Annotated in this window: 17 protein-coding genes; 7 read left to right on the top strand and 10 right to left on the bottom strand. The window is 37.5% G+C overall.

Features of this window, described 5'->3' with window-relative positions:
• Positions 1–7 precede the first annotated feature (7 nt).
• Entirely contained in the window at positions 8–592 is a 585-nt protein-coding gene (locus tag HW347_RS06445) for a transglycosylase domain-containing protein (RefSeq protein ID WP_214611090.1), read from the top strand.
• A gap of 3 nt (positions 593–595) precedes the next feature.
• Here the strand turns inward: HW347_RS06445 and HW347_RS06450 are convergent, their stop codons facing one another.
• The 10 genes from HW347_RS06450 to HW347_RS06495 form a co-directional block, all read right to left on the bottom strand.
• Complete coding sequence (locus HW347_RS06450; protein ID WP_214611091.1) at positions 596–2056, bottom strand: FG-GAP repeat domain-containing protein; 1461 nt, start codon at positions 2054–2056, stop codon at positions 596–598.
• 170 nt (positions 2057–2226) lie between these two features.
• Positions 2227–3843 (bottom strand): RagB/SusD family nutrient uptake outer membrane protein, encoded by a 1617-nt coding sequence (locus HW347_RS06455; RefSeq protein WP_214611092.1) that lies wholly within the window; start codon positions 3841–3843, stop codon positions 2227–2229.
• A gap of 28 nt (positions 3844–3871) precedes the next feature.
• Positions 3872–6883 (bottom strand): SusC/RagA family TonB-linked outer membrane protein, encoded by a 3012-nt coding sequence (locus HW347_RS06460; RefSeq protein ID WP_214611093.1) that lies wholly within the window; start codon positions 6881–6883, stop codon positions 3872–3874.
• Between the two features lie 661 nt (positions 6884–7544).
• Complete coding sequence (locus HW347_RS06465; protein WP_225901840.1) at positions 7545–9149, bottom strand: sulfatase; 1605 nt, start codon at positions 9147–9149, stop codon at positions 7545–7547.
• Positions 9150–9308: 159 nt separating this feature from the next.
• A complete protein-coding gene (locus HW347_RS06470; RefSeq protein WP_214611094.1) occupies positions 9309–10193 on the bottom strand; it encodes a phytanoyl-CoA dioxygenase family protein in 885 nt (294 codons plus the stop codon).
• 65 nt (positions 10194–10258) lie between these two features.
• Positions 10259–11053, bottom strand: a complete 795-nt coding sequence (locus HW347_RS06475; RefSeq protein WP_214611095.1) for an alpha/beta hydrolase — start codon at positions 11051–11053, stop codon at positions 10259–10261.
• A 6-nt stretch (positions 11054–11059) separates the two neighbouring features.
• Positions 11060–12178, bottom strand: a complete 1119-nt coding sequence (locus HW347_RS06480; RefSeq protein WP_214611096.1) for a Zn-dependent alcohol dehydrogenase — start codon at positions 12176–12178, stop codon at positions 11060–11062.
• A 42-nt stretch (positions 12179–12220) separates the two neighbouring features.
• Entirely contained in the window at positions 12221–13477 is a 1257-nt protein-coding gene (locus HW347_RS06485) for an NAD(P)/FAD-dependent oxidoreductase (RefSeq protein ID WP_214611097.1), read from the bottom strand.
• A gap of 5 nt (positions 13478–13482) precedes the next feature.
• On the bottom strand, positions 13483–13791 hold the full coding sequence (locus HW347_RS06490) for a 2Fe-2S iron-sulfur cluster-binding protein (RefSeq protein WP_214611098.1): 309 nt from the start codon (positions 13789–13791) through the stop codon (positions 13483–13485).
• Positions 13792–13796: 5 nt separating this feature from the next.
• Positions 13797–14960 (bottom strand): cytochrome P450, encoded by a 1164-nt coding sequence (locus HW347_RS06495; protein ID WP_214611099.1) that lies wholly within the window; start codon positions 14958–14960, stop codon positions 13797–13799.
• Positions 14961–15145: 185 nt separating this feature from the next.
• Between HW347_RS06495 and HW347_RS06500 the strand changes: the two genes are divergently transcribed.
• The 6 genes from HW347_RS06500 (at position 15146) to HW347_RS06525 (ending at position 22933) form a co-directional block, all read left to right on the top strand.
• A complete protein-coding gene (locus HW347_RS06500; RefSeq protein WP_214611100.1) occupies positions 15146–15985 on the top strand; it encodes an AraC family transcriptional regulator in 840 nt (279 codons plus the stop codon).
• Positions 15986–16155: 170 nt separating this feature from the next.
• Positions 16156–17697 carry an alpha-L-fucosidase gene (locus HW347_RS06505; RefSeq protein ID WP_214611101.1) on the top strand — a complete coding sequence of 514 codons (1542 nt, stop codon included), beginning with the start codon at positions 16156–16158 and terminating at the stop codon, positions 17695–17697.
• 173 nt (positions 17698–17870) lie between these two features.
• Entirely contained in the window at positions 17871–18887 is a 1017-nt protein-coding gene (locus tag HW347_RS06510; RefSeq protein ID WP_155595966.1) for a zinc-binding alcohol dehydrogenase family protein, read from the top strand.
• 51 nt (positions 18888–18938) lie between these two features.
• Positions 18939–20591: a UxaA family hydrolase gene (locus HW347_RS06515; protein ID WP_214611102.1), complete on the top strand. Its 1653-nt coding sequence runs from the start codon at positions 18939–18941 to the stop codon at positions 20589–20591.
• Between the two features lie 39 nt (positions 20592–20630).
• Positions 20631–22079 carry a tagaturonate reductase gene (locus HW347_RS06520; protein WP_214611103.1) on the top strand — a complete coding sequence of 483 codons (1449 nt, stop codon included), beginning with the start codon at positions 20631–20633 and terminating at the stop codon, positions 22077–22079.
• Between the two features lie 26 nt (positions 22080–22105).
• Positions 22106–22933, top strand: a complete 828-nt coding sequence (locus HW347_RS06525) for an amidohydrolase family protein (protein WP_214611104.1) — start codon at positions 22106–22108, stop codon at positions 22931–22933.
• Positions 22934–22938: the final 5 nt, after the last annotated feature.

Below are 22938 nucleotides of genomic sequence, written 5' to 3' on the forward strand. Positions count from 1 at the left end.
AAGAGCCATGACAATTAAAAAGAAAATACTGAAATTTACATTTTTTATCGTGGCCGTTGGTCTTATTTTTTCACTTGGCTATTATTACTATTTAAGAAGTTCTTGGAATAGCTTTGTTACTGAAAAAGAATTGACCGAATTTGTCACAAAAGTAAAGTTTGCAAAAGAGTTACCAGAACGATTTTATGAATTGTACGAACAAGAGCATCCCAATATTTTAACTTCTAGCTTGAATCAACAAATAGGAAGTGGTTTGTTTTCAAAAGACTTTATCAAAAGTCCAAGCCTTTTGGCCGCTATGATTTCTGAATATAGCCGACAAAACGGTGACACTACAAAACTGTCAAACAAAAAGGCCTACGTTTTAGCTTGGAAATTAGAAGAAGAAACAACCCAAAAGGAGTGTTTAAACTGGGTTTTAGAGAACTATAAATTTGATTTGTATATTCATGGAATCAATGAAGTTTCTAATTTTTACTATAAGAAAGAGGTTTCAAAACTTAACGAAAGAGAATTGAGTGACATCATAGCATTAATGCAGAAACCCAGTATTGTTAATGTGCCGGATCGATCTAATGAGGATTTACATTGAAAATTAATGCAAAGTATTTTCTAATCTTGCCCAAGAAATGTTTTGATTACCTGAAGTACTTGACTCTTCCGGCCCAATGTTTAAATTGAACGCACCTAAAAAAAAATCTAAATCACCGTCATTATCAAAATCGTTTACATCAATAGTTTGCCACCTAAAATCTGGGAGCCCGTTAATTGATTTTGGTATGAATTTTAGTCCTCCCTCATTTAATAGAAGTTGAACACTTTTAAACTTAGGATTTGTAAAATCTCCAAAATTAGAAACCGTAAGGATATCATTGTCGCCATCTAAATCAAAATCTTCTACCACTACTTTACTTACTCCGTGAATAGGAAAGAAATAACTTTCAGTAAATTCTTTATCACCCTTATTTAATAGAACACGTACTCCATGAAAATTTTTAAGAACCGTTGATAAATCCGAATTATCGCCATTACCTATAATAATATCCTTTAAGCCGTCCCCATCCATATCCTTTAACTCAAAATCTACTGAACCAAAGGCTGGTTGATATTGAACTACTTTTTTACCACTGAATTCATTATTTTCATAATCCCAAATCATAATAGATTCATGTTCTTGAGCAAATAAAACCACAATTTCATTTTCATCATCGTCATCCATATTCGCCATTTGCACCTTTATTGCACCAGATAGCGGTTGTATTAGTTTTTTGCTATAAGTTCCATTTTTTAAATTTTCGAATAGGGAGAAATCTCCAATATTGTTACCGTAGTTACACACAAACACATCATCATATCCATCAGAATTTATATCGTAAATCAAAAAATTTACTGGTCTTCTCAGACCATCAATGACATTATTCCCTATTTTTAGTTTTCCTTTTGCTTCATCTGAGGGATTCATGGAACCTATTGTCAATACGTAATCTAAAGAATCTTTAAATGCTACTTTAACAGGTGGACTATCCAGTTTTTGGTTGTTAAGAATATGGCCATCCATATCTACTGTTAATAATTCAGAAGTACTAGCATTCCCTAAAAATAAATTTTCGCCTTCATCGCTATAAGAAGTCATTGAAAGCACTGATAAAGAATCCTGTAAAAACAGATGAGCTTCGAATAAAGTACTTTTCTCTTGATCTTGAATCAAATTTTGAGGATTACTATTCTTTGATTGATTTAAATAATAATGGACTATATTATCCCAGTCTTCTTGAGACATAGTAGGGCTTAAGCTGTCTTGTGTTTCAGAATTTCTATAGCTATAAATAGGTCCGTGAGACATGCCCATTTTCAACCCCATATTTGGTAAGATTTTTTCACCCCACACTCTTCTAGGCAATATTGAAGGTTCTGGAAAGACATGACACGATGCGCAATGAATCTTAGCCAATTTCCTACCTTCTTCATGCTTATCCTTATTGGTACAGTTTGTTAAAAAACAAAAAAGTACCGCCCCAAAAGCAATTTTAATCTTCAAAATATTCTTTTCGCTCATTAACTTATATTGCATTTAGAACCATTGAATTTATATTATGAGTGTTGTTGTTGTTGAACAACAATCTTAAAAGTAATTCTAAAATACATTACCAAACTCCATGAAAAAATAAAACGGCAAGATTTTTTAAATCTTACCGTTTTACTCAAACTAACTCAACAACTTTATCTTTAATTACTAAGGTTAGGGTTTTTCTCAATTTCCTGCTGTGGAATCGGCGCATAATAATTGTCCGTTGCCAAAGAACCTAAAATTGGGTTTTGTGCAGTAGTTAAGGGTTTAGGTGAGCCCACACCATTTTCATCATAAGATGTACCTATAGAAACTTGAGGGTTTCTAGCACCTAATGCTTCTTGTACTTTTTCTTTTCGAACCAAATCGTTCCAACGGATAAATTCACCTGCGAATTCCCATTTTCTTTCTGTAAAAGCCAAATCTTGTATACTACCATCTCCGGCTGTTAGATCACTCGGGTCCGGAGTATTAATATCAAGACCTTCAGCTCTTCTATGCACCATGTTTAATGCTTCCCATGCATCAGCACCAGAAGATCCTGCTTCACCTGAAGCTTCGGCATAAATCAACAAAACCTCTGCGTATCTCATATACAAATCACTTCTTAGCGTCTGAAATTGAGCCCAGTCTCCATCGGCTAAATCCCCTACTATTTTCCTAAGTATAGGACTTTGTTGATCTTTAAATTCTTCCCACTTAAGTATTTTAGTAGGATTATCTAAGTTAATAGCGCCATCATCTCCAACTGGTAACTCGGCGTAATATGTTGCATCTTTTCTAGTGCCTTCAGGCATATCTTCAAAAAACCTAATTTCAGCAAATGTCTCTTGCCAACCGTTCAAACCTGGATCAGAAGGAAGTCCTAATTTTCCCATCTTACGATTGGTTAGATTACCAGCAGAATTGCTATAGGCGATAGTAAATACACCTTCTTGACTAAACCTTCCTGCCAATGACCATAATTTAGCTAAATCAGGCTCTAAACCAAATCCGTGAGCAGCCGCATTGTCTATTACTGATTTTGCACTCGCTGCTGCTTGTGCATATTTGCTGGCATCCTTTAATGGGAATCCAGCCCAATCCATGTACAATCTTGCCAAAAAAGCCCTGACAGTTCCTTGACTTGGTGTTGTAGATCCTGCAAACGGGCTCTTAACCGGTAATCTTGATTCAGCTTCTAGAAGATCACTCTCTATTTGCTCAAAAACTTCTAATTGCGAAGCCAAAGAAGGTTGCTGAAAGGGATCAATTTCAAGAACTAAAGGAATTCTACCATGAATACGCATTAAATGATTGAACATTATTCCTCTCAAAAAATACGTCTCCCCTATTAATCTATCTTGCTTACTCGCATCTGAATCGGAAAGTGTTACTCCTTCTACACTTTGTAAAACAGTATTGGCGGCACGTATCATCTCATAGACACCATTCCAATTTGTTTGTGTTCTAGAGTTTTCAGGGGTAATAAATCTTTGATCATATTCCCTAAAATCCGCCTTATTACTAGCAACGTGCGTTGTAATATCATCGCCCGACCAACCATTTACATAAAAGGTTGACATCCAAGCTGCCTTGTTTAGCTTACCATAGATACCTGTAACACCCAATTCTAGTTGTGCCATTGAGCTATACGTTACAACTTGCAACTCGGAAGCAGCAGGGTTTTCTTCAATATCAAACTGTTCACAGCTATTGAAACTGAATGCAAGCATAGCTAGGACAACTATACCCAGTAGCTCTTTAAATGCTTTTTCTACTTTTAATTTTTTCATATTTTCTGTATTTTCTATTAGCTTTTTTTTAGAATCCAACTTTTACCCCTAATGTGAAAGTTCTTGGAATAGGATAAGCTCCAACATTAATACCCGGAGCAACATCTGCATTTCCTTCGTTCGCTCTTCTAGAGGAGGATTCTGGGTCATAACCGGTAAAATCAGTAATTAAAAACAAATTCTGACCACCACCATAGATCTTAACGTTAGCGCCTCCTAACCAATCTAAATCTTTCAAGGTATACCCAACAGTAAGGTTGCTTAACCTTATGAAATCTCCTTTTTCAATATATCTTGAAGAATTGTACAACTGAACGGTTGCAGGAATATCAGTTTCATTGCTAGGTGTCCATTGATTGATTTGGTCTGATGCCAAAAAACTTCTGGAATCCCCAGCACCGCCAGTAATCTGTGCCTGAGTTAAATTATAAACATCAAATCCATGTGAACCATTTATAAAAAAGTTGAAATCAAAGTTTTTGTAAGATATCGTATTATTGAAACCCCACGTTAGTGTAGGCATACCATTACCAATAGCACCAAACGCTATTTCTCCATCCGCATCCCTTAAATATTTTGCGTCACCAGGTTTTTTACCAACTGCGTCAGCTGCCGTCGCCTCCGAACTTTTCCATGTACCTAAGAAAGTAGCTCCTTGAAATTGCCCTAAAGGCTCTCCCAATTGTATAATATTGGCTACCCTAGCCTGCCCACCAGGAACTTGGACTTCGCCATCAATTTGATCAAGACCTCCATATAATTCAGTTACCTCATTTTTTACAAAGGACATTGCTAAATTTGCATTCCAATTAAAATTATCGTTTTGAATAATATCATAGCCCAAGGCGATATCTATACCAACATTTTCAACTGCACCAATATTTTGATTTACATTTCCACCACCGTTAGTTCCTGATACCGGTACACTTAAAAGTAAATCTGATGTTGTTTTTTTATACCCATCAAGACTAAAATTACCTCTACTGTCATTAAAACCAAAGTCAATACCAACGTTGGTCTGACTAGTGGTTTCCCAAGAGAGAAATTCATTTGCAAAACTAGTTATAAACGTTCCTGGAGAAGGAGACCCTCCTTCATAAGCATAACTGTTGTTTCCTAAATTAGCATAAGTTCCAAAAGGATCTATTGCTTGACTACCTACTTGACCCCAACCGGCACGTAACTTTAGGCTACTAACAAAACCTGAATCATCACTTGGATTAATAACATTATACCCTGCAGCAAAAGACGGAAAGAAACCCCATTTCTTACCTGTCCTAAATACAGATGTACCATCGTAACGCCCTGTTGCTGTAATCGATAAATTATTTGCAAGGATGTACTCTGCACGTAACATAAAAGACAATATTTCTCTTGGCACTAAATTATTGCTGATAGAAAATCCTGCTGCAGTCTCTGCAAAATAAAAACCGTTGGGTAAAAGAAGATTATCTGCATTATAGGTATTTCTCTCATTCTTCTGATTAGAATATTCGTGAACACCGGTTATTTTCAAATCATGTTTATCATTATAAAGATTTTGCCATGTAAATATGTTACTCATTTGATACGAGGTGAACTTATTTGTGGAAAAATTTGCATCTGGAGTATCATTATCCCCTTCTACAGTGTATCGCTGTACGTTATAATTGTTAACCTGCGTTCCGGCAACCAAAGAATAGCTAAAATTATCAGTTATTTTATAATTAGTGTTTAACGTAGCACTTAATCTTTCATCTACATCGCTTGCCTGCGTTTCGTTTAAGGTAAGAACTGGATTCAAATTCAATGATCCAATACCCCTCGTTGATCGTCTATTGTATTCACCATTAGCATCGTAAACCGGAGTTGAGGGATCCCAAGTCAAAGCCTTAGCTATTAAACTTCCCTGCCCGTTACCAAAACTTTCAAAATTATTTTTCTTTTCTCCCCGACTACCAAATATGTTAAGGCCTACTTTAAATCTATCTGTTACTTGGGCTTCTATATTTGATCTCAGGTTTAATTGTTGAAAATCTGTATTAATTACTATACCTTCTTCATTTCTATAATTTCCAGATAGAAAATATCTTATTTTACCTTCCGAACCACTTGTTGAAATTTGTAAGTTTTGGCTAAATCCCGTTCTTAAAATTTCATCTTGATAATTAGTTCCACCATTAGAATCAAGAGCAGCTATTTCCCCATCCGTAAACGTAGGGTTTTGGCCAATACTTAACTTTCTTAAATTTTCTATTCTAGCAAATTCACCAACATTATCTGCCAAAGTTGGAAGGTAATTCTGTACTTGTGATACTGTTGTAAAAAAATCAACATTTATTTTACCTTTTCCAGTTCCTTTTTTTGTTGAAATAAGAATTACACCATTTGAACCTCGTACACCGTATATTGCCGTTGCAGAAGCATCTTTCAATACATCCATAGATGCGATATCATTTGGATTTAGTGTACTAAGATCCCCTCCTAAAACACCATCAATTACAACCAACGGATCGTTATTTCCAGTAATAGAGTTAACCCCTCTAATACGCACCTTTATACCAGCACCTGGCGCTCCGTTAGCTCTTGCTACAGTCACACCGGCAGCCCTACCTTGTAATGCCTCATCAACCCTTGTTAATGGTTGATTTTCAAAAGATTCCGCAGTAACACGGGATACGGCTCCTGTAACATCCTTTTTCTTTGTAGTACCATAACCTATTACGACAACTTCTTCTAACTGACTAGCATCTTCAGCTAATTGTACATTTATAGATGTCTGGTTGCCAACGGTAATATTCTTTGTTGCATAACCTATATAGGAAAATACTAAAACATCCTCCGAAGATGCCTCTATAGTATAATTACCATCAAAGTCCGATTGAGTTCCGGTTGTAGAACCTTTTATTACAATATTTGCTCCTGGAACAGGAACGCCATCCCCATCTGTAACGTTTCCTGTGACGGCCTGTTGAGCATACAGCCCCTGCATACCCACTGTTGTTAGAAAAAGTGCTAAAAGGCAGCCTTTCCTTAATAGTTGTTTAAAGTGTTGTTTCATAATTGTTCTCTTTAGTTTAAAATGATTGAGTTAATACATTTGGTTATTTAGTACTGGTCTTGTTGAATTTTTCTTAAATATTTCTTAAAAGGAAGTTAGCGTTTTTTGCCTTTGAAAATGAGGATATAATAATTATACGCTGATGAAATTATGAATATAAAGATGTTAATCACTATAAACGTCCTAGACAAAAACTAGACAAGTACAATAAAACATTATTTTTAGATTAGATAATATTAGTAAAGACTCCTTAAGATTTAACCTCTAATTAATTTGATTAACCACCCTTAAAAACTAAATTAAAATATTGATTATCAATTAAATAACCAACAAAATGAATTTTTAAAAATTGATTTAAAATAACTGAATTGCAAGTTTACAGCTAATAGAAAGCATAAATTTTTAATCAATAAAAATCTTCTGAAACTATTACATTCAAACTTAAGACTAGACAACATGGGTACATGAGTCCTATTTAACCTATCGTAGCACTATTTTACCTTTTGAACATATGTTATACTAATCTTGACATATCTTATATCTAAATATTATGTTAAAAGATGAAGCGAGCGACTATTAAACACAAAAAAGAGGTGAAAATCACCTCTTTTTTTTTATAAAATGCTCTATTTAAAGCAATTATACCATAAAAATAATAGCATTAATCATTGGTTACTTTACTTCCCCACCAATCATTTTTAGGGTCAAAATCGGGAGACAAAAAGTGGAGTCTTTGTTTTTCTAAGGATGGTAGTTTCTTCTCTACTATTTCCTTAAGATATGCCTCTTCTTTTTGTAAACTATACTCAGGGTCTTTTGATGGGTATCTTGCCCCAACTTCATCTAAATAGGCGAATAATTGTTCGCTTAATTGTTTTTGTAAATCTGTATGTTCCGAAGCAACATCTGTTAACTCCTCTAAATCATCCTTTAAGTTGTACAGCTCTTCTCTATCGTCTTCATAATAATGGATCAGTTTCCAATCCCCTTTTCTAATAACTGAAGACGGCTCACCTCCTTGATTACCGTAATGCGGATAATGCCAAAACAAAGGACGTTCCTCTAAACTGCCTCCTTTTAGAATTGGTAATAAACTTTTACCATCTACATGTTGTTCGGGTTTTAAATCAACACCGGCTACATCAAGAATTGTTGGGTAAAAATCGGCTCCGGTTACGGGTTCTGAGGTAGATGCTCCTCCTTTGACCAACCAAGGAGCTTTAATGAAATATGGCTCACGGATACCACCTTCAAATTGATATCCCTTCCCCCCTCTTAACGGAAGGTTTGAGGTTGAGAAAGAATCACCCGCAGAAACACCACCATTATCTGATGTAAAGACGACCAATGTATTCTTATCAAGACCTAAAGAGTCTAAAGTTTGTAACACTCTACCCACGGCATCGTCCATAGCTTCTACCAATCCTGCATAAACAGGATTATCCTGCACTTGGCGTATCGGAAGGAATTTAGCCATTTTATATCCTGTATCGGCAATACCATTTTTCTCTGCTTTTTTCTGATACTTTGCCCATTTCTCCTTGGTAGTCTGAATTGGTCCGTGAACGGCATAAAAGGAGAGATAGGCAAAAACAGGCTGACCTGTTTCCGTTGGGTTGTTCTCTTTAAAAAAGTTAACGGTTTCCTCTGCTAAGCGCATGGTTAGATTCTCTCCGTCTTTATGATGCTCCAAATTTGGGTTGATAAAAGGTGCAAAATAACCTCCGTTTGGACTACCTACATCCCAACCTCCTTTATTGATATCAAAACCATGGTCTTCTGGCCACGAACCTTTTTCTCCTAAGTGCCATTTTCCTGCAAAGAAAGTCTTGTACCCTGCCGCTTTCATAGCCTCTGGCAAAGTAGTTTCTACAGTGGGAAGATTGTGTTCGTACTCTGGTGGAAGTAACTTATTAAACCTACCTGCTTTTCTCCAATCCGTACCAACCTTTGCTCCGATCCAATCCGTAATTCCATGTCTTGCCGTGAATGTTCCAAGCATGATACTAGCTCTAGATGGGCTGCAAACCCTACTGGCCGCGTAACCATTAGTGAAATTCATACCTTCATTGGCAATTCTATCAATATTGGGTGTTTCATAAAACTTACTCCCCGTAACACTTAAGTCATGATACCCATAATCATCTGCTAAAATGAATAACACATTTGGCCTAACGGCCTTTTCTTCAACTTTCTTTTCGTTATTCTTACAACTCGTCAGAACCATACCGGTTACTGCCAAAATCGAACAGAGAAAATGCTTCATACGTTTCTTAAATTTTAACGGTGGATAATTTTTTTCGATAGGAAAGATACTAAATAATAGTGTTGACGGAATCTCACTTCTTACTATTTCTTCTTCTTAATAAAAGGTTACAAAACGACACTGCCTCTTTAAAAGAGGCAGTGTAATACTTCGTAAATTTTATTTCTGATCAAAAAGGAGAGGAAAAAACTTGCCTTCCATTTTTTCTCCTTTTGGCACCCTAATTGGTGTGCCTCTTAACATTTCCCCATCCGTATCACTCACAGTTCCATCGGAAAAAGCATTTAGAACAAAAGCTCTTCGGCTAAAATTAGACTTATTCTCATAAGATCCATGAATCATTAATGGATGATGAAAAGAACCATATCCCTTTTTAAGCTCAATGGGAACAGGATTGAAATTCGCCTTTTGTTCATCGGTCATAAACTCCATAAGGCCTTCCATCTTTCCTGCTAGTTCGGGCTTTTGTAGAAGTCCCCATTTGTGACTTCCTGGCACATAATAAAGACAACCGTTTTCTGTAGTGGCATCATCCAGACCTGTCCAACAGGTTAAATGCTGCATAGGGACCGTTCTAATCCAAAAAGAATAATCTTGATGCCAAGCCACTACACCACCATGGTTGGAAGGTTTGCAAAACAATTGATCATGCCAAAACCTAACATTATTGTTGCCCAACAATTGACTTGCTGCCATTGTAAAAGCGGGATTCCATAACAAATCATGAAACCCTTCTGTAATTCGCCAGTGCCCAAGAGAATGAAAAAGTACCGTATTTGGGTCTGTAGATTGGTTCCCATGAAATTCATAAAAAAGCTCATGAGCCGGATGCTTAGGGTCACGAATTTCTTCCAACTCCTTTCTCAATACTTCTATCTGAGCTTCGTCCAGCAATTTTATTCCCGAGACATAGCCATACTCATGAAAATGGGCTACTTGCTCATCACTAAGCTTATACTGTTCCCATTCTTCAGCTGTTTTTGGCTGCTTAAAAAGGTCTGAAATCAATTCGTGGCGGTCCGCCAAATCTTTTACTAACTGCATTACTTTTGGTTCTTTAAATTATGGTTGATTATTTATATATGCACTCTAAATACTCTAGGAATTATTTATTTATAGTTTCTTGCAAAAAATCTTAGTGTATCTCTTACATGTTCACTCCAATAAGACCATTCATGAGCTCCTTTAAACTCCTCATAAACATGAGGAATGTTATTCTCTTTTAACTGTTTATGCAGCTTCCTGTTGTACTCAATAAGCTGATCTTCACTACCACAGTCAAACCGTAATTTTGGTAGATGCTTTTTATTCTTTTCTATAAGACTCCAAACTGAATTCTCCGAAGCAACTTCCTGCTTATAATTATCCAAGGATTCTTCTACAAAAAGATTCATCTGTTCTATATCGGTAATGGACGAATGTCCGGAAATGGCCTTAAATCTATCACCATATTTCACCCCCAAACGCAAAGCTCCGAAGCCTCCCATGGAAAGTCCGGAAATGAATAATTCTGATTTTTTACTTACGGATGTAATATTCTCGATAACAGCATTAGGCACATCATCTACAATCCAACTTTCAAAATCTTTTTGATTATGCGGAAGATAACCGGAACCATCTCCCCAAAGTCCGTCTGAAGGCATAGCTATTACCATGGGTGGAATCTCTCCTTTCTCCATCATCTCTAGAGCAGAAATATGCACTCCTGCCTTCTGAGACCACACCCAAGCACTACCATAAACCCCATGTAACAAAATAACAAGCGGCAAGTCTTCTAGATTTGCCATTGGTGGAACAAATACACAAATATCTCCTCTTCCCTTTAGCTTGTCTGTTTTAACCGTTATGAACCTAAGGTTTGCACTCTCGTAGGCCGCATCTGAAATTTCTGTGGTTCTGAACATGTTTATTTAATCGAAAACTATTACACCTTTTGCATTTTTACCGGCCAACATATCATCCAACGCCAGTTGCAAATCGTCTAGTTTATATTCTTTGGTTATCATTTCGTCCAATTTCAAATCCCCTTTTTTATAAAGTCGCACCAGTTTTGGAAAGTCTATTTGAGGTCTACATTTTCCATAAAGCGGATTGATGTAAATTTTATCCCATTCAAAAAGACGCATATCTATTGTAATTTCCTCTTCAATACCACTTACCTGAACGGCCGTACCGGCATTACGAATCATCGCTAACGGAGCAGCGCCTAAAGCAGGAATAGCTGTACATTCAAAAGCATAATCTGCACCTCTACCGCCAAGCATTGTCTTTACCTGTTCAGCAACATTGGCCAAGCCTACATCTGCCTTATCGGCCAAAATAACATCCGTAGCTCCAAATTGTTTGGCAAGCTCAAGTTTGTTAGGGTTGATATCTACTGCTATTATTTTACCTGCACCTGAAATTTCACAGGCATTGATTACATTAAGTCCAACTCCACCACAACCTAAAATTACAGCAGAACTACCCGCAGCCAGTTTTGCTGAATTAACAACAGAGCCGTAACCTGTCATCACGCCACAACTAATAATACTTGCTGCAGAGAAATTCAAATTTTCCTCTTCTATTTTTACCACTGCAGATTCTTTAACCAAAGCATATTCGCTTAAAGTACCTAGGTTAAAAGAGCGTTCAATAGGTTTTCCTTCCCACTGGCTACCTTCTAAATGCGCATGACCTGGAGTATGACCGTTTCCACCAGCTACTACAGGAGAATTGTTTTCACATATATGTTGATTACCTTCTTGACACTGAAAACAGCTTAAACAAGGCGTTGCCCAATTTAAAAGAACTTGATCACCTACTTTTAAACCTTTTATTTCGGAACCTACTTTTTTAATAATTCCCGCACCTTCATGCCCCATTACAATAGGCTTGCCCCAAGTAAGAGAATCATAATCTGTATGACAAAGACCGGCTGCTTTTATTTTTACAAGTAGCTCGTCCGCCTTTGGTTCTGCAACGGTTACGTTAGTAATTATAAAAGTACCATCTCCTTTTGCTACTGCACTTTTTGATTGAATAGACATGTATTATGCTTTTACGTAGTTCTGGACTACTTTTATATTTTGTTATTGAGCTATGAGATTTGCCGGTTTGAACTCCGCCGTTGGGTCACTCAATTTTTTCTTATCAATTTTCTCTCCTCCTTTAATGAATTTTGTACCGTACACATAGGCTTTTGCATTATTTACCGCATCTACGGATAAAAGTGTATCACCTTTAAAATACCATACAGAAAAACAGTTTGGCTTATCTGCTTCCTCACGTACAACTACTTCATCGTAACCTTCTGAAAGACCTACCATTTGTAATTTTACATCATATTGATCGGACCAAAACCAAGGTATGGCGTTATAACAACATTCTTTACCCGCAATGGCGGCCGCTGCAATTTTAGCCTGGTCCACGGCATTTTGAACGGATTCTAGCCGGATATGTCGATTGTAATGAATGTTATGGTGAAACGTACAATCACCAATTGCATAAATAGATGGATCACTAGTCTGTGCCATTTCATTTACCTGTATGCCATTCTCTATGGTCAAACCAGCCTTTTCAGCCAATTCTTTATTTACGTGAATACCCACGCCAACAACAATCATATTAGCCTCATAACGGGTTCCGTCTGAGCACACCACCGTGTTCTTATTCTGATTGTTTTCTATGGAAATTACGTTCTTTTCTGTCAGCACCGCAACATCATTATCCGAGTGAAGTTTCTGAAAAAAAGCGGACATTTCCGGGGCCGTAACTCTGGCAAGTATGCGCGATTCCCGTTCTAAAACGGTAACAGATGCGCCTAGTTTTTTTAATGAGGCGGCAGTCTCAAGTCCTATATAGCCCCCGCCAATCACAACTACTTTCAGCGCTTCGTTCTCAACAACCGTCTTTCTAATATTGGCCACATCTGCAGCGGATCTAAGCGGAAAAAGATTCTTTGCCGTGTCTAAACCGGGTATGGGCGGCATAATGGGGCGTGCCCCTGTAGCTATCACAAGTTTATCATAGTCCAGTGTCGTGCCATCAGCTAAGACTACCTTTTTGTTTTCTCGATCTATAGCATCAACCCAAACTCCTAACTTAAGCTCAATATTCTCCTTTTTATAGCTCTCCTCGGACTTAAGCAAGTTTTTCTCAATACCATCCTCACTGGTCAAATAGGCTTTTGACAATGGTGGTCTGTGGTATGGTAGAGTTGGGTCTATATCAATTAAGGTAATAGAACCCTGCCAGCCTTCGCGCCTTAGAACGAAAGCAAAGTTCACTCCAGCATGACTAGCACCTATAACCACACAATTTTGATCGGTATTTTTACTTTCTGACATTTCTTTTATTTGGCTACTTTCAACACTACACCATCAATAGCATCAGTGATATCTATTTGACAACAAAGTCTACTGTATTCATCTGCATTATCATCAAGCTCAAGCATATCGGTCTCAATTTCGCTAGCACTTCCCGTTTTCTCCATATCCTCTGGAGCTACATGTACATGACAGGTAGCACAAGAACAAACTCCTCCACAATCGCCATCTATTCCGGGTATTCCATTATCAACGGCAAGAGCCATTACAGAACCGGATGTTCCTTCTAAGGTTATTGTTTCTTCGTCACTGGTTATAAATGTGATTTTTGCCATGGATTTTATTTTGTTAAAGGGTTGAATTTCATATTAATACTGTGGAAGCCCACTTTACGTTTAAAATGATGCAGGTCTTCTATATTCTCCTTGCAATCAAATATTTCAAACGAACCTACTTTCTCTGCCAATGTCTGAAGTAATATTTTCATTATCTGACGGGCATGAGTAGCTCCCAAACAATTATGGTGACTAAAACCAAAACCTACATGCGGATTAATTTTACGGTCCATAACTATTTCATTAGGGTTCTCAAAAACCTTGGCGTCTCTATTGGCAGACGCCCAACATAAGGAAACTCTAGTATCTGCTTTTGCCGCATGTTCGCACACAAAAGTATCTTCGGTAACCACACGCCCCATTTGAGTAAGTGGTGAAAAATAACGAATCATTTCCTCTACGGTCTTACCTGTAATTTCAGGTTCTTTACGCAAACGCTCCAATGATTCCGGGTGTTCCGCCAAATACGCAATGGCATTGGTAACGGCATTTATGACCGTATCTCTACCTCCTGCAAAAGTTAATACCATTACCCCCTTAACCTCTTCTTTAGTCAATTTTCGACCTTCAAATTCAGAATCAAGAAGTATAGAATACATATCACCCGTAGGGTTCTTACTAGCACGTTCTATTTCTGCGTCTATATAATTGTAAAGGATATTCGCCTTATCTCCATCTAACGCTTCGCCTTCACTTCTAAAAACATGGGTTCCCCAAGAAATCCATGTTTCCGACTCCGAAAAAGGTGTGTTTAAAAGTAAAGTCAATGCTCTGGACTGCAATTTCAATGCAAAATCGGTTACTACTTCAACAGAATCTTCTTGAAGCACTTCATCAACTATATTTGCTATTTGCTCCGCTAATTTCTCTTGGTACTCAGGTTGCAAAGGTCTTTTGAACCAAGGTTCTACCAACGCTCTATAAATGCCATGAACCGGTGGATCTACCTCAAAAGGTATTTGACGCGTTTCACGAATGTTTACCTCCGAAGGAATTACAATCCGCCCTGGCGTAGCACCAGACTGAAATGTTTTGTAATTATGAGCGCTTTTACGAACGTCCTTATGGCGTAAAAGCATAGTTACAGGATCGTCCTGGTCGTCCATTTCACCATAACCTTTTGATTCTCTTGTATTTTCAAACGGATCTGGAAACTCACTTTTTTTCATATTGGCGGTATTAACTTTTATAGTTCACTTTCTGCGGAAACACAAAAATGATTATTCTGCGGGCGCTTTCAGTTGCCTTTTTTAGCAAATAAGTACCCTATTCTGTACCTTAGTATTAATTTTTACGTATTTTCAAACAAAATAAACAATAGTCAAAGTATCTTACTCCTCAATTTTCATATAGAATGGAACCTGTATTAGAGCCCATACATTTAGATGAAAAACGCACGATTACAAGTTTTTTTCATTCTAAAAAAGACTTTGAAACTCCGTGGCATTTTCATCCGCAACATGAACTTACCTATATTGAAGAAAGTGTGGGTACTAAATTTGTTGGCGACTATGTTGGTCCTTACCAACCGGGAGAATTGGTTTTATTACGTTCTAACCTTCCCCATTGTTGGAAAAACAATACACAACAAAGAGGACTATCCAAATCCATTGTCATACAATGGAATTTAGGTGTATTCCCAAAAGTTCCGGAATTAGCCTCTTTATTTCAAATGCTAAGAACTTCTTCTAAAGGATTATTGTTTAATAAAAAGGAAACGGCTTCTCTTATACCCCGATTAAAGAAATGCCCAGAATTAGAAGCTCATGACCTATATATAGAACTGCTCACCATTTTGGTAAAGTTGTCTAGTTGTAGCTACAAAACATTATCAAGCGCCAGCTTTGTAGAAGATTTACCTTCTGAATATGGTAGTCGTATGGCGCAGATTCATGATTTTGTAGGCTTAAACTATAACCGTAAAATTTATTTAAAAGAACTAGCAGATCTCGTGAACATGTCCGAGCAGTCTTTTTCTAGGTTTTTTACTAAAATGATGGGGCGTCCTTTCTTTACTTTTTTAAACGAGTACCGTATTAATATTTCCGCCAGAATGCTTCTGGACACTCATGATTCTGTCTCCCATATTGCTTTTGCTTGTGGTTACGAAACACTCCCTTTCTTCCATAGACAATTTAAAAAATTCATGGGCTCCTCTCCCCTTGCTTACCAAAGAAAATATGCAAAGGCCTAAAAAACTGCATGTTACCAACCCCTCAAAAACACTACAAATCAAATAAATAACCATTTGTGGTACTTATTTGAACAATTCGCTCTTTCGTTTGCTCTATTAAATTGCAATTTAGCAGCTCATTAACAATGCTATTTTCGGGCATCACTAACCAACCCTTTTAAATACTTTCAATGAATAAAATATTCACACTTTTATTGACCGGTGTAGTTCTTACTTCATGTGGATCAAAAACGGATAAAAAGAAAGAAGAGCCAGCTGCACAAAAAACTGCGGCTACATACGAAGCTAATTGGGAATCTATAAAAGAACATTATAAAGACCCTGAATGGTTTAATGATAGCAAATTTGGTATTTTCATTCACTGGGGTGCCTATGCAGTACCAGCGTATGGTTCTGAATGGTATCCAAGACAAATGTATATGGATACAGCTACTTTTAGTGCTCAGTTAAAACTGGGTCAAAAAGGACCTAACGCCACATATCTTCATCATAAGGAAACATACGGAGGTCAAAAGACTTTTGGATATAAAGACTTTATACCAATGTTCAAAGCAGAAAAATTCGATGCTAAAGAATGGATTGATATTTTTAAGAAATCAGGAGCTAAATATGTAATTCCTGTAGCGGACCACCATGATGGTTTTGCTATGTATAAATCCAACACAACTAGATGGAATTCAGTAGACATGGGTCCAAAGCGTGATGTTTTGGGTGAGCTTTTTAAAGAAGGTCGTGAGCAAGGCATGATAATGGGAGCTTCTTCCCACTACGCCTTCAACTGGTCTTTCTATAATAAAAAAGATAAATTTGATACGACAGACCCTGAGTTTGCCGATTTGTATTCCGCTAAAGGAAAAGACCTTACGGAGCCTGTATCCGAAGAGTTCAAAAAATTATGGTGGGACAGAACAACAGATCTTATAGATAACTATCAGCCAGATATTCTTTGGTTTGACTTCTATCTTGATATTCCAGACTATAAAGAATACCGTCCTAAAATTGCAGCATATTACTATAACAAAGGTCTTGAGTGGGGCAAAGAAGTAGTGATTAATGATAAGAATTTTGACCACGAGGCCTTTCCTGAAGGTTCTGTAATCTACGATTTGGAGCGAGGTAAGCTACCAGGTATTAGAAAACTGCCATGGCAAACGGACACCTCTATTGGAAAGAACTCTTGGTGTTACGTAACCAACTGGGAATCGCGCACAGCAAATAGCCTTGTAGACGATTTGGTTGATATTGTTTCTAAAAATGGAAACCTATTACTTAATGTAGGTCCAAAAGCAGATGGTACCATCCCAGAAGATCAAAAAGAAATATTATTCCAAATTGGAGACTGGTTAAATGTAAATGGCGAAGCTATTTATGATACGGAATACTGGAGCACTTTTGGCGAAGGTCCTACCGAGGTTAAAAAAGGTCACCATAGTGAGGGACAGAATAAAGGTTTCACCGGTCAAGATATTCGTTTCACCAAAAAAGGAGATAAGCTTTATGCTATTATGATGGAGTGGCCAGAAGGCAACAAAGTAGATATCAAATCATTGGGTAAAGCTAGTAAATACGGTAAAGACCTAAATATCAAAAATGTAAGATTACTAGGAAGTGATGCTAAAATCTCCTTTGATGTGAAAGACGATGCGCTTTCAATTTCTAATCTAGGAAGCAAAACTGGAAATTTTGCTCACGTGCTTGAAATATCATTATAGCACCTTAATAAAGAAGTTAGTTGAGTTAGTTTTTTTAATTTAGGAGCGCACCTTAAAAGTGCGCTCTTTTTCAGTACTACACAAAATGAATAGGTGATAATTTGTTAAGCGGGATAGTACTTAAAAGAAATAACTCGTTTTAATATAAATGTGATCAAAAAAATAAATTACACATGAAATATATTGTATGCGAGAAGCCGGGAGAGTTCATTCTTAAAGAGAAAGAAGAACCTACAAGAAAATCCGGAGAAGCTATATTAAAAGTAAAAAAGGTAGGTATTTGCGGAACGGACTTACACGCGTATGCAGGTAACCAAGCATTTTTTACCTACCCCAGAATTCTTGGTCACGAACTGGCTACCCAAGTAGTTGAAATAGACGAGAATCCTCAAGGTATTAAAGCAGGAGACAATGTTGTAGTTATGCCTTATGTAAGCTGCGGCACTTGTATTGCTTGTAGAAACGGGAAAACAAATTGTTGTACGAATATCAAAGTTTTAGGTGTTCATACAGATGGTGGAATGCAGGAAAAAATAACTGTTCCTACCAATTTACTTATCCCTGCGCAACAGTTAACAGATGACCAAATGGCTGTTGTTGAGCCATTGGCTATTGGTGCGCATGCTATTCGTCGTGCCAATGTTCAACCTGGGGAAACCATTGTTGTTGTTGGTTGTGGACCCATTGGTATTGGCATCATGAAGTTGGCGCAAATTGCCGGAGCAAAAGTAATTGCAATAGATATGAACCAGCAGCGTTTGGATTATGCTAAAAATGACATAGGTGTTGACTATGTTGTTCTAGGAGGAAAAGATGCCGTAGACCAAGTGTCTGAAATTACTAATGGTGATTTAGCTACTGCGGTTTTTGATGCAACAGGTCATAAAGGAGCTCTTGAAGCAGGTCCTGATTATATGTCACATGGCGGAAGATACGTTTTGGTTGGCCTTTCTAAAGGCGAATTGGTATTTACCCATCCAAAAATCCATGCTAAGGAAACAACTATTATGTGCAGTAGAAATGCGACCTTAGAGGATTTTGAACATGTAATTTCTGTTTTAGAGAAAGGCGGTTTTCCAATTGATTCTTTCATCACCCACAATGTTCCTTATACTGAAATGATAGCCAATTTTGATGGTTGGTTAGACCCGGCAAACGGAGTTATTAAGGCTACTGTTGATTTTGAGTAAACCAACGTTCATCAACCATACAATTAAGCACAGACAAAAGTAAAGAACACTATGTCAAAGCAATTTTTGCAAATACATCCAGAAGATAATGTTCTGGCAGCCCTTAAAGATATTTCTAAAGGTTCTGAAATCGTACATAACAATGACCGTTTTCAGTTAACGGTTAACGTAAAGGCCAAACATAAGTTTACAACTACCAACCTAAATGTTGGCGATAGTATTATTATGTACGGCTCATTGGTGGGCAAGGCTACAAAACCTATTGCCAAAGGTGAAACCATTACTACTGAAAATGTTGTACATGCTTCTTCGGAATATGCTGTAGGTCAAGAAAAACTGAGTTGGACGGCTCCGGATGTCAGCAAGTGGAAAGATGTTACTTTCAACGGATACCATAGAGCAGACGGAAGTGTGGGCACAGCCAATCATTGGTTGGTGATTCCCTTGGTTTTCTGCGAGAATAGAAATGTAGATGTAATGAAATCTGCATTATTAAAATCTCTAGGTTACCACACCACTACCGACTTTGTAGTTGATACCGAGGTTCTTGTAAACCAATATAAAAACGGAGCTTCCGATGATGAACTTTTATCTTCGGACATTATTAAAACTCCTGAAGATATAAAGCAAAACCGGACCTTCCCAAACGTTGATGGTATCAAATTTTTGAACCATGACGGAGGTTGTGGAGGTATTCGTCAAGACTCAGAAACCCTCTGTAACCTGTTAGCTGGATACATTACACATCCCAATACTGCAGGTGCAACAATTTTGAGTTTAGGTTGCCAAAATGCGCAATTCAAATTATTAGAAGCTGCTATAGCTAAGCTTGACCCTAATTTTAAAAAGCCGCTACATATTCTAGAACAACAAAAAAGTTCTAGTGAACGTCAGTTTATAGAAGAGGCGGTTAAAAAGACATTTGTAGGGTTGATAGAAGCCAATAAAACAGAAAGAAAACCTGCTCCACTAACCAAACTTGTTTTAGGTTTGGAATGTGGTGGGTCTGATGGTTTTTCAGGAATATCTGCGAATCCATCTTTAGGTTATGCTTCGGATTTGTTAGTGGGTCTTGGAGCTACTACCGTCCTTTCAGAATTCCCTGAACTGAACGGTGTTGAGCAAGAACTCATTAACCGTTGTGAAACGGAAGAAAATGCAACCAAGTTTGCTAAACTAATGCGCGCTTATTCGGACAAGGCAGTTTCTGTTGGCTCTGGATTTGAGAATAACCCTTCACCTGGAAATATAAAAGACGGACTTATTACCGATGCCATGAAATCTGCCGGTGCGGCCAAAAAAGGCGGTACAAGTCCCGTTACCGATGTACTAGATTACACGGAGCCAGTTAGAAAGAAAGGCCTAAATCTTTTATGTACACCTGGTAATGATGTAGAAAGCACAACAGGTCTTGCCGGATCAGGATGTAACGTAATCTGTTTTACAACAGGATTAGGTACACCAACCGGGAACCCTATTGCTCCGGTCATTAAACTATCCAGCAACAATATACTCAGTAGCCGCATGAAAGACATTATCGACTTTAATACGGGAACGGTAATTACGGGCGAGGATACTATTGAGACCAAAGGCGAGGAACTACTTGAATATATTATTAAGGTAGCCAGCGGAGAGATTATTCCTGCTGCAGTGCGCTTAGGCCAAGAAGACTTTATTCCTTGGAAACGAGGCATATCGCTTTAAGTATCTCAACTAAATTGTAACTTGACAAACAGCTATTTAATGCAAATTTTAAATCATACTACCGTACCAAACAGAGTGCAACGCCCATTGAAGGTTATGCAGTTTGGCGGTGGAAACTTTTTACGTGCCTTTGTAGATTGGATGGTACACGTACTCAACCAAGAAACTAATTTTAACAGTGACATTGCCATTATAAAACCAACAGCAGGAGGTGATTATGCCGAACTAAAAGGGCAAGACGGACTTTTTACCGTTGTTCTTGACGGAATTAAAAATGGAAAACTCGTTGCCGAAAAAACATTAGTTACCGAAGTACAACAAGTAATCCACTCCTATAATGAATGGGCCGCTTATCTAAAATTGGCCGAAAACGAAGATTTACGTTTTATCATTTCCAACACTACCGAAGCAGGAATTAAATTTAATGCCGACGATAAGTTTGATGTAAGCCCACCAAAAGAATTTCCAGCGAAATTAACGGTTTGGCTTTACCACCGTTTCAAGCATTTTAAAGCAGACCCTTCAAAAGGATGCATATTACTTCCGTGTGAATTAATTGAAGACAACGGAGCTGCTTTGAAAAAAGCAGTTTTACAATATGCTGATCATTGGGAATTAGAAGATGGTTTTAAGAATTGGGTCAATACATCTAATCATTTTTGCAGCACATTGGTAGACCGTATTGTTTCTGGTTACCCTTCTGATCGTGCAAAAGAAATTGAGCAAGAACTGGGTTATAAAGATGACCTTTTAGTTGCTGGTGAGTACTATCACAGCTGGGTAATCCAAGCTAATGAAACCGTACAAAAAGAACTTCCGTTTGCTCAAACAGACCTTAACGTAGAATTCGTAGATGACCTTGCCCCGTACCGTGAGATGAAAGTTCGCATTTTAAACGGTGCTCATACTTCTATGGTTCCTGTTGGATATTTGGCAGGCATTCGTTTTGTAAAAGAGGCGATGGAAAATGAAGAAGTAAGTAATTTTGTGGAGAGTCTTCTTTTAGAAGAAGCCGCAAAAACACTGGATTTTCCTGATGATGTAAAAAACAAATTTGTTGCAGACGTTCTTGACCGTTTTCGCAATCCACTTTTGAAACATCAACTTATCAGCATCTCTTTAAATAGCACTTCTAAATTTGTTGCTCGTTTATTACCTACCCTAAAGGATTACTACAACGCACAAGGTAAGCTCCCAAAACGTATTGTTTTTGGACTTTCGGCTATGCTCCGTTTTTATAAGGGTGAGTTTAATGGTGAAAACATTGCTCTTAATGATGACAAGTCCGTACTGGATTTCTTTGCATCAGAATGGCATAAAGTAGACGATGGCACTTCTAGTTTAGCTGCATTTGTAAATATAGTCCTTAAAAACACCACTATTTGGGGTGAAGATTTAACCCAAATTGACGGCTTAACAAATAGTGTAGCCAAGAACATTGAAAATATTGAAGCAGATGGAGTTGCTGTCTGCTTAAAGAATTTATAATCAAATTCGGTTTTAAAAATTAAAACATGACAATAGATAGTCACCAGCATTTTTGGCGCTACGAACCGGTTAAACATTCTTGGATCGATGATAGCATGTCTAACATACGGAAAGATTTTCTTCCGGAAGATTTACAAAAAGTGTATCAAGAAAATGAGATTGATGGTTGTGTTGCCGTGCAAGCGGACCAAACTCTTGAGGAAACCGACTTCTTATTAGACTTAGCCAAACAAAACGATTTCATAAAAGGAATTGTAGGTTGGGCAGACCTTAGGTCTGAAGATATTGATGCTGTACTGGAAAAATATAGCTCTGACAAAAATCTAAAAGGTTGGCGACATGTCGTGCAAGGTGAGCCTGATCCTAATTTCTTGCTACGTCCAGATTTTTTAAAAGGAATTTCAAAGCTGGAAAAATATAATCACACCTATGACATTTTGGTTTTTCCTCATCAATTAGGGGCTGTTTTGGAGTTTGTGAAAAAATTTCCAAACCAGAAATTCGTTATAGACCATATAGCCAAACCTTACATTAAAGATAATTTTTATGACGGTTGGGCCACCTTAATGAAAGAAATAGGAAAACATGAAAATGTGTCTTGTAAACTTTCAGGTATGATTACCGAGGCTGATTACAATTTATGGACGTCAGAACAACTCCAGCCCTACATGCATTTGACCTTAGAGGCCTTTGGAAGTGAACGTTTAATGTTCGGTTCTGATTGGCCGGTATGTCTGGTTGCCGGGAATTACGGACAAGTAAAAAGTATTGTAACGCATTTTATTTCAACGCTTAGTAGCCAAGATCAGGAAATGATTATGGGTAAGAATGCACAAGAATTCTATAATTTATAAACCAA

It is taken from the genome of Zobellia barbeyronii, assembly GCF_018603515.1.
GTDB lineage: Bacteria > Bacteroidota > Bacteroidia > Flavobacteriales > Flavobacteriaceae > Zobellia > Zobellia barbeyronii.

Coding starts and splice junctions, on each gene's coding strand:
- HW347_RS06445 (WP_214611090.1), top strand. CDS start 8: ATGACAATTAAAAAGAAAATACTGAAATTTACATTTTTTATCGTGGCC.
- HW347_RS06450 (WP_214611091.1), bottom strand. CDS start 2,056: ATGAGCGAAAAGAATATTTTGAAGATTAAAATTGCTTTTGGGGCGGTA.
- HW347_RS06455 (WP_214611092.1), bottom strand. CDS start 3,843: ATGAAAAAATTAAAAGTAGAAAAAGCATTTAAAGAGCTACTGGGTATA.
- HW347_RS06460 (WP_214611093.1), bottom strand. CDS start 6,883: ATGAAACAACACTTTAAACAACTATTAAGGAAAGGCTGCCTTTTAGCA.
- HW347_RS06465 (WP_225901840.1), bottom strand. CDS start 9,149: ATGAAGCATTTTCTCTGTTCGATTTTGGCAGTAACCGGTATGGTTCTG.
- HW347_RS06470 (WP_214611094.1), bottom strand. CDS start 10,193: ATGCAGTTAGTAAAAGATTTGGCGGACCGCCACGAATTGATTTCAGAC.
- HW347_RS06475 (WP_214611095.1), bottom strand. CDS start 11,053: ATGTTCAGAACCACAGAAATTTCAGATGCGGCCTACGAGAGTGCAAAC.
- HW347_RS06480 (WP_214611096.1), bottom strand. CDS start 12,178: ATGTCTATTCAATCAAAAAGTGCAGTAGCAAAAGGAGATGGTACTTTT.
- HW347_RS06485 (WP_214611097.1), bottom strand. CDS start 13,477: ATGTCAGAAAGTAAAAATACCGATCAAAATTGTGTGGTTATAGGTGCT.
- HW347_RS06490 (WP_214611098.1), bottom strand. CDS start 13,791: ATGGCAAAAATCACATTTATAACCAGTGACGAAGAAACAATAACCTTA.
- HW347_RS06495 (WP_214611099.1), bottom strand. CDS start 14,960: ATGAAAAAAAGTGAGTTTCCAGATCCGTTTGAAAATACAAGAGAATCA.
- HW347_RS06500 (WP_214611100.1), top strand. CDS start 15,146: ATGGAACCTGTATTAGAGCCCATACATTTAGATGAAAAACGCACGATT.
- HW347_RS06505 (WP_214611101.1), top strand. CDS start 16,156: ATGAATAAAATATTCACACTTTTATTGACCGGTGTAGTTCTTACTTCA.
- HW347_RS06510 (WP_155595966.1), top strand. CDS start 17,871: ATGAAATATATTGTATGCGAGAAGCCGGGAGAGTTCATTCTTAAAGAG.
- HW347_RS06515 (WP_214611102.1), top strand. CDS start 18,939: ATGTCAAAGCAATTTTTGCAAATACATCCAGAAGATAATGTTCTGGCA.
- HW347_RS06520 (WP_214611103.1), top strand. CDS start 20,631: ATGCAAATTTTAAATCATACTACCGTACCAAACAGAGTGCAACGCCCA.
- HW347_RS06525 (WP_214611104.1), top strand. CDS start 22,106: ATGACAATAGATAGTCACCAGCATTTTTGGCGCTACGAACCGGTTAAA.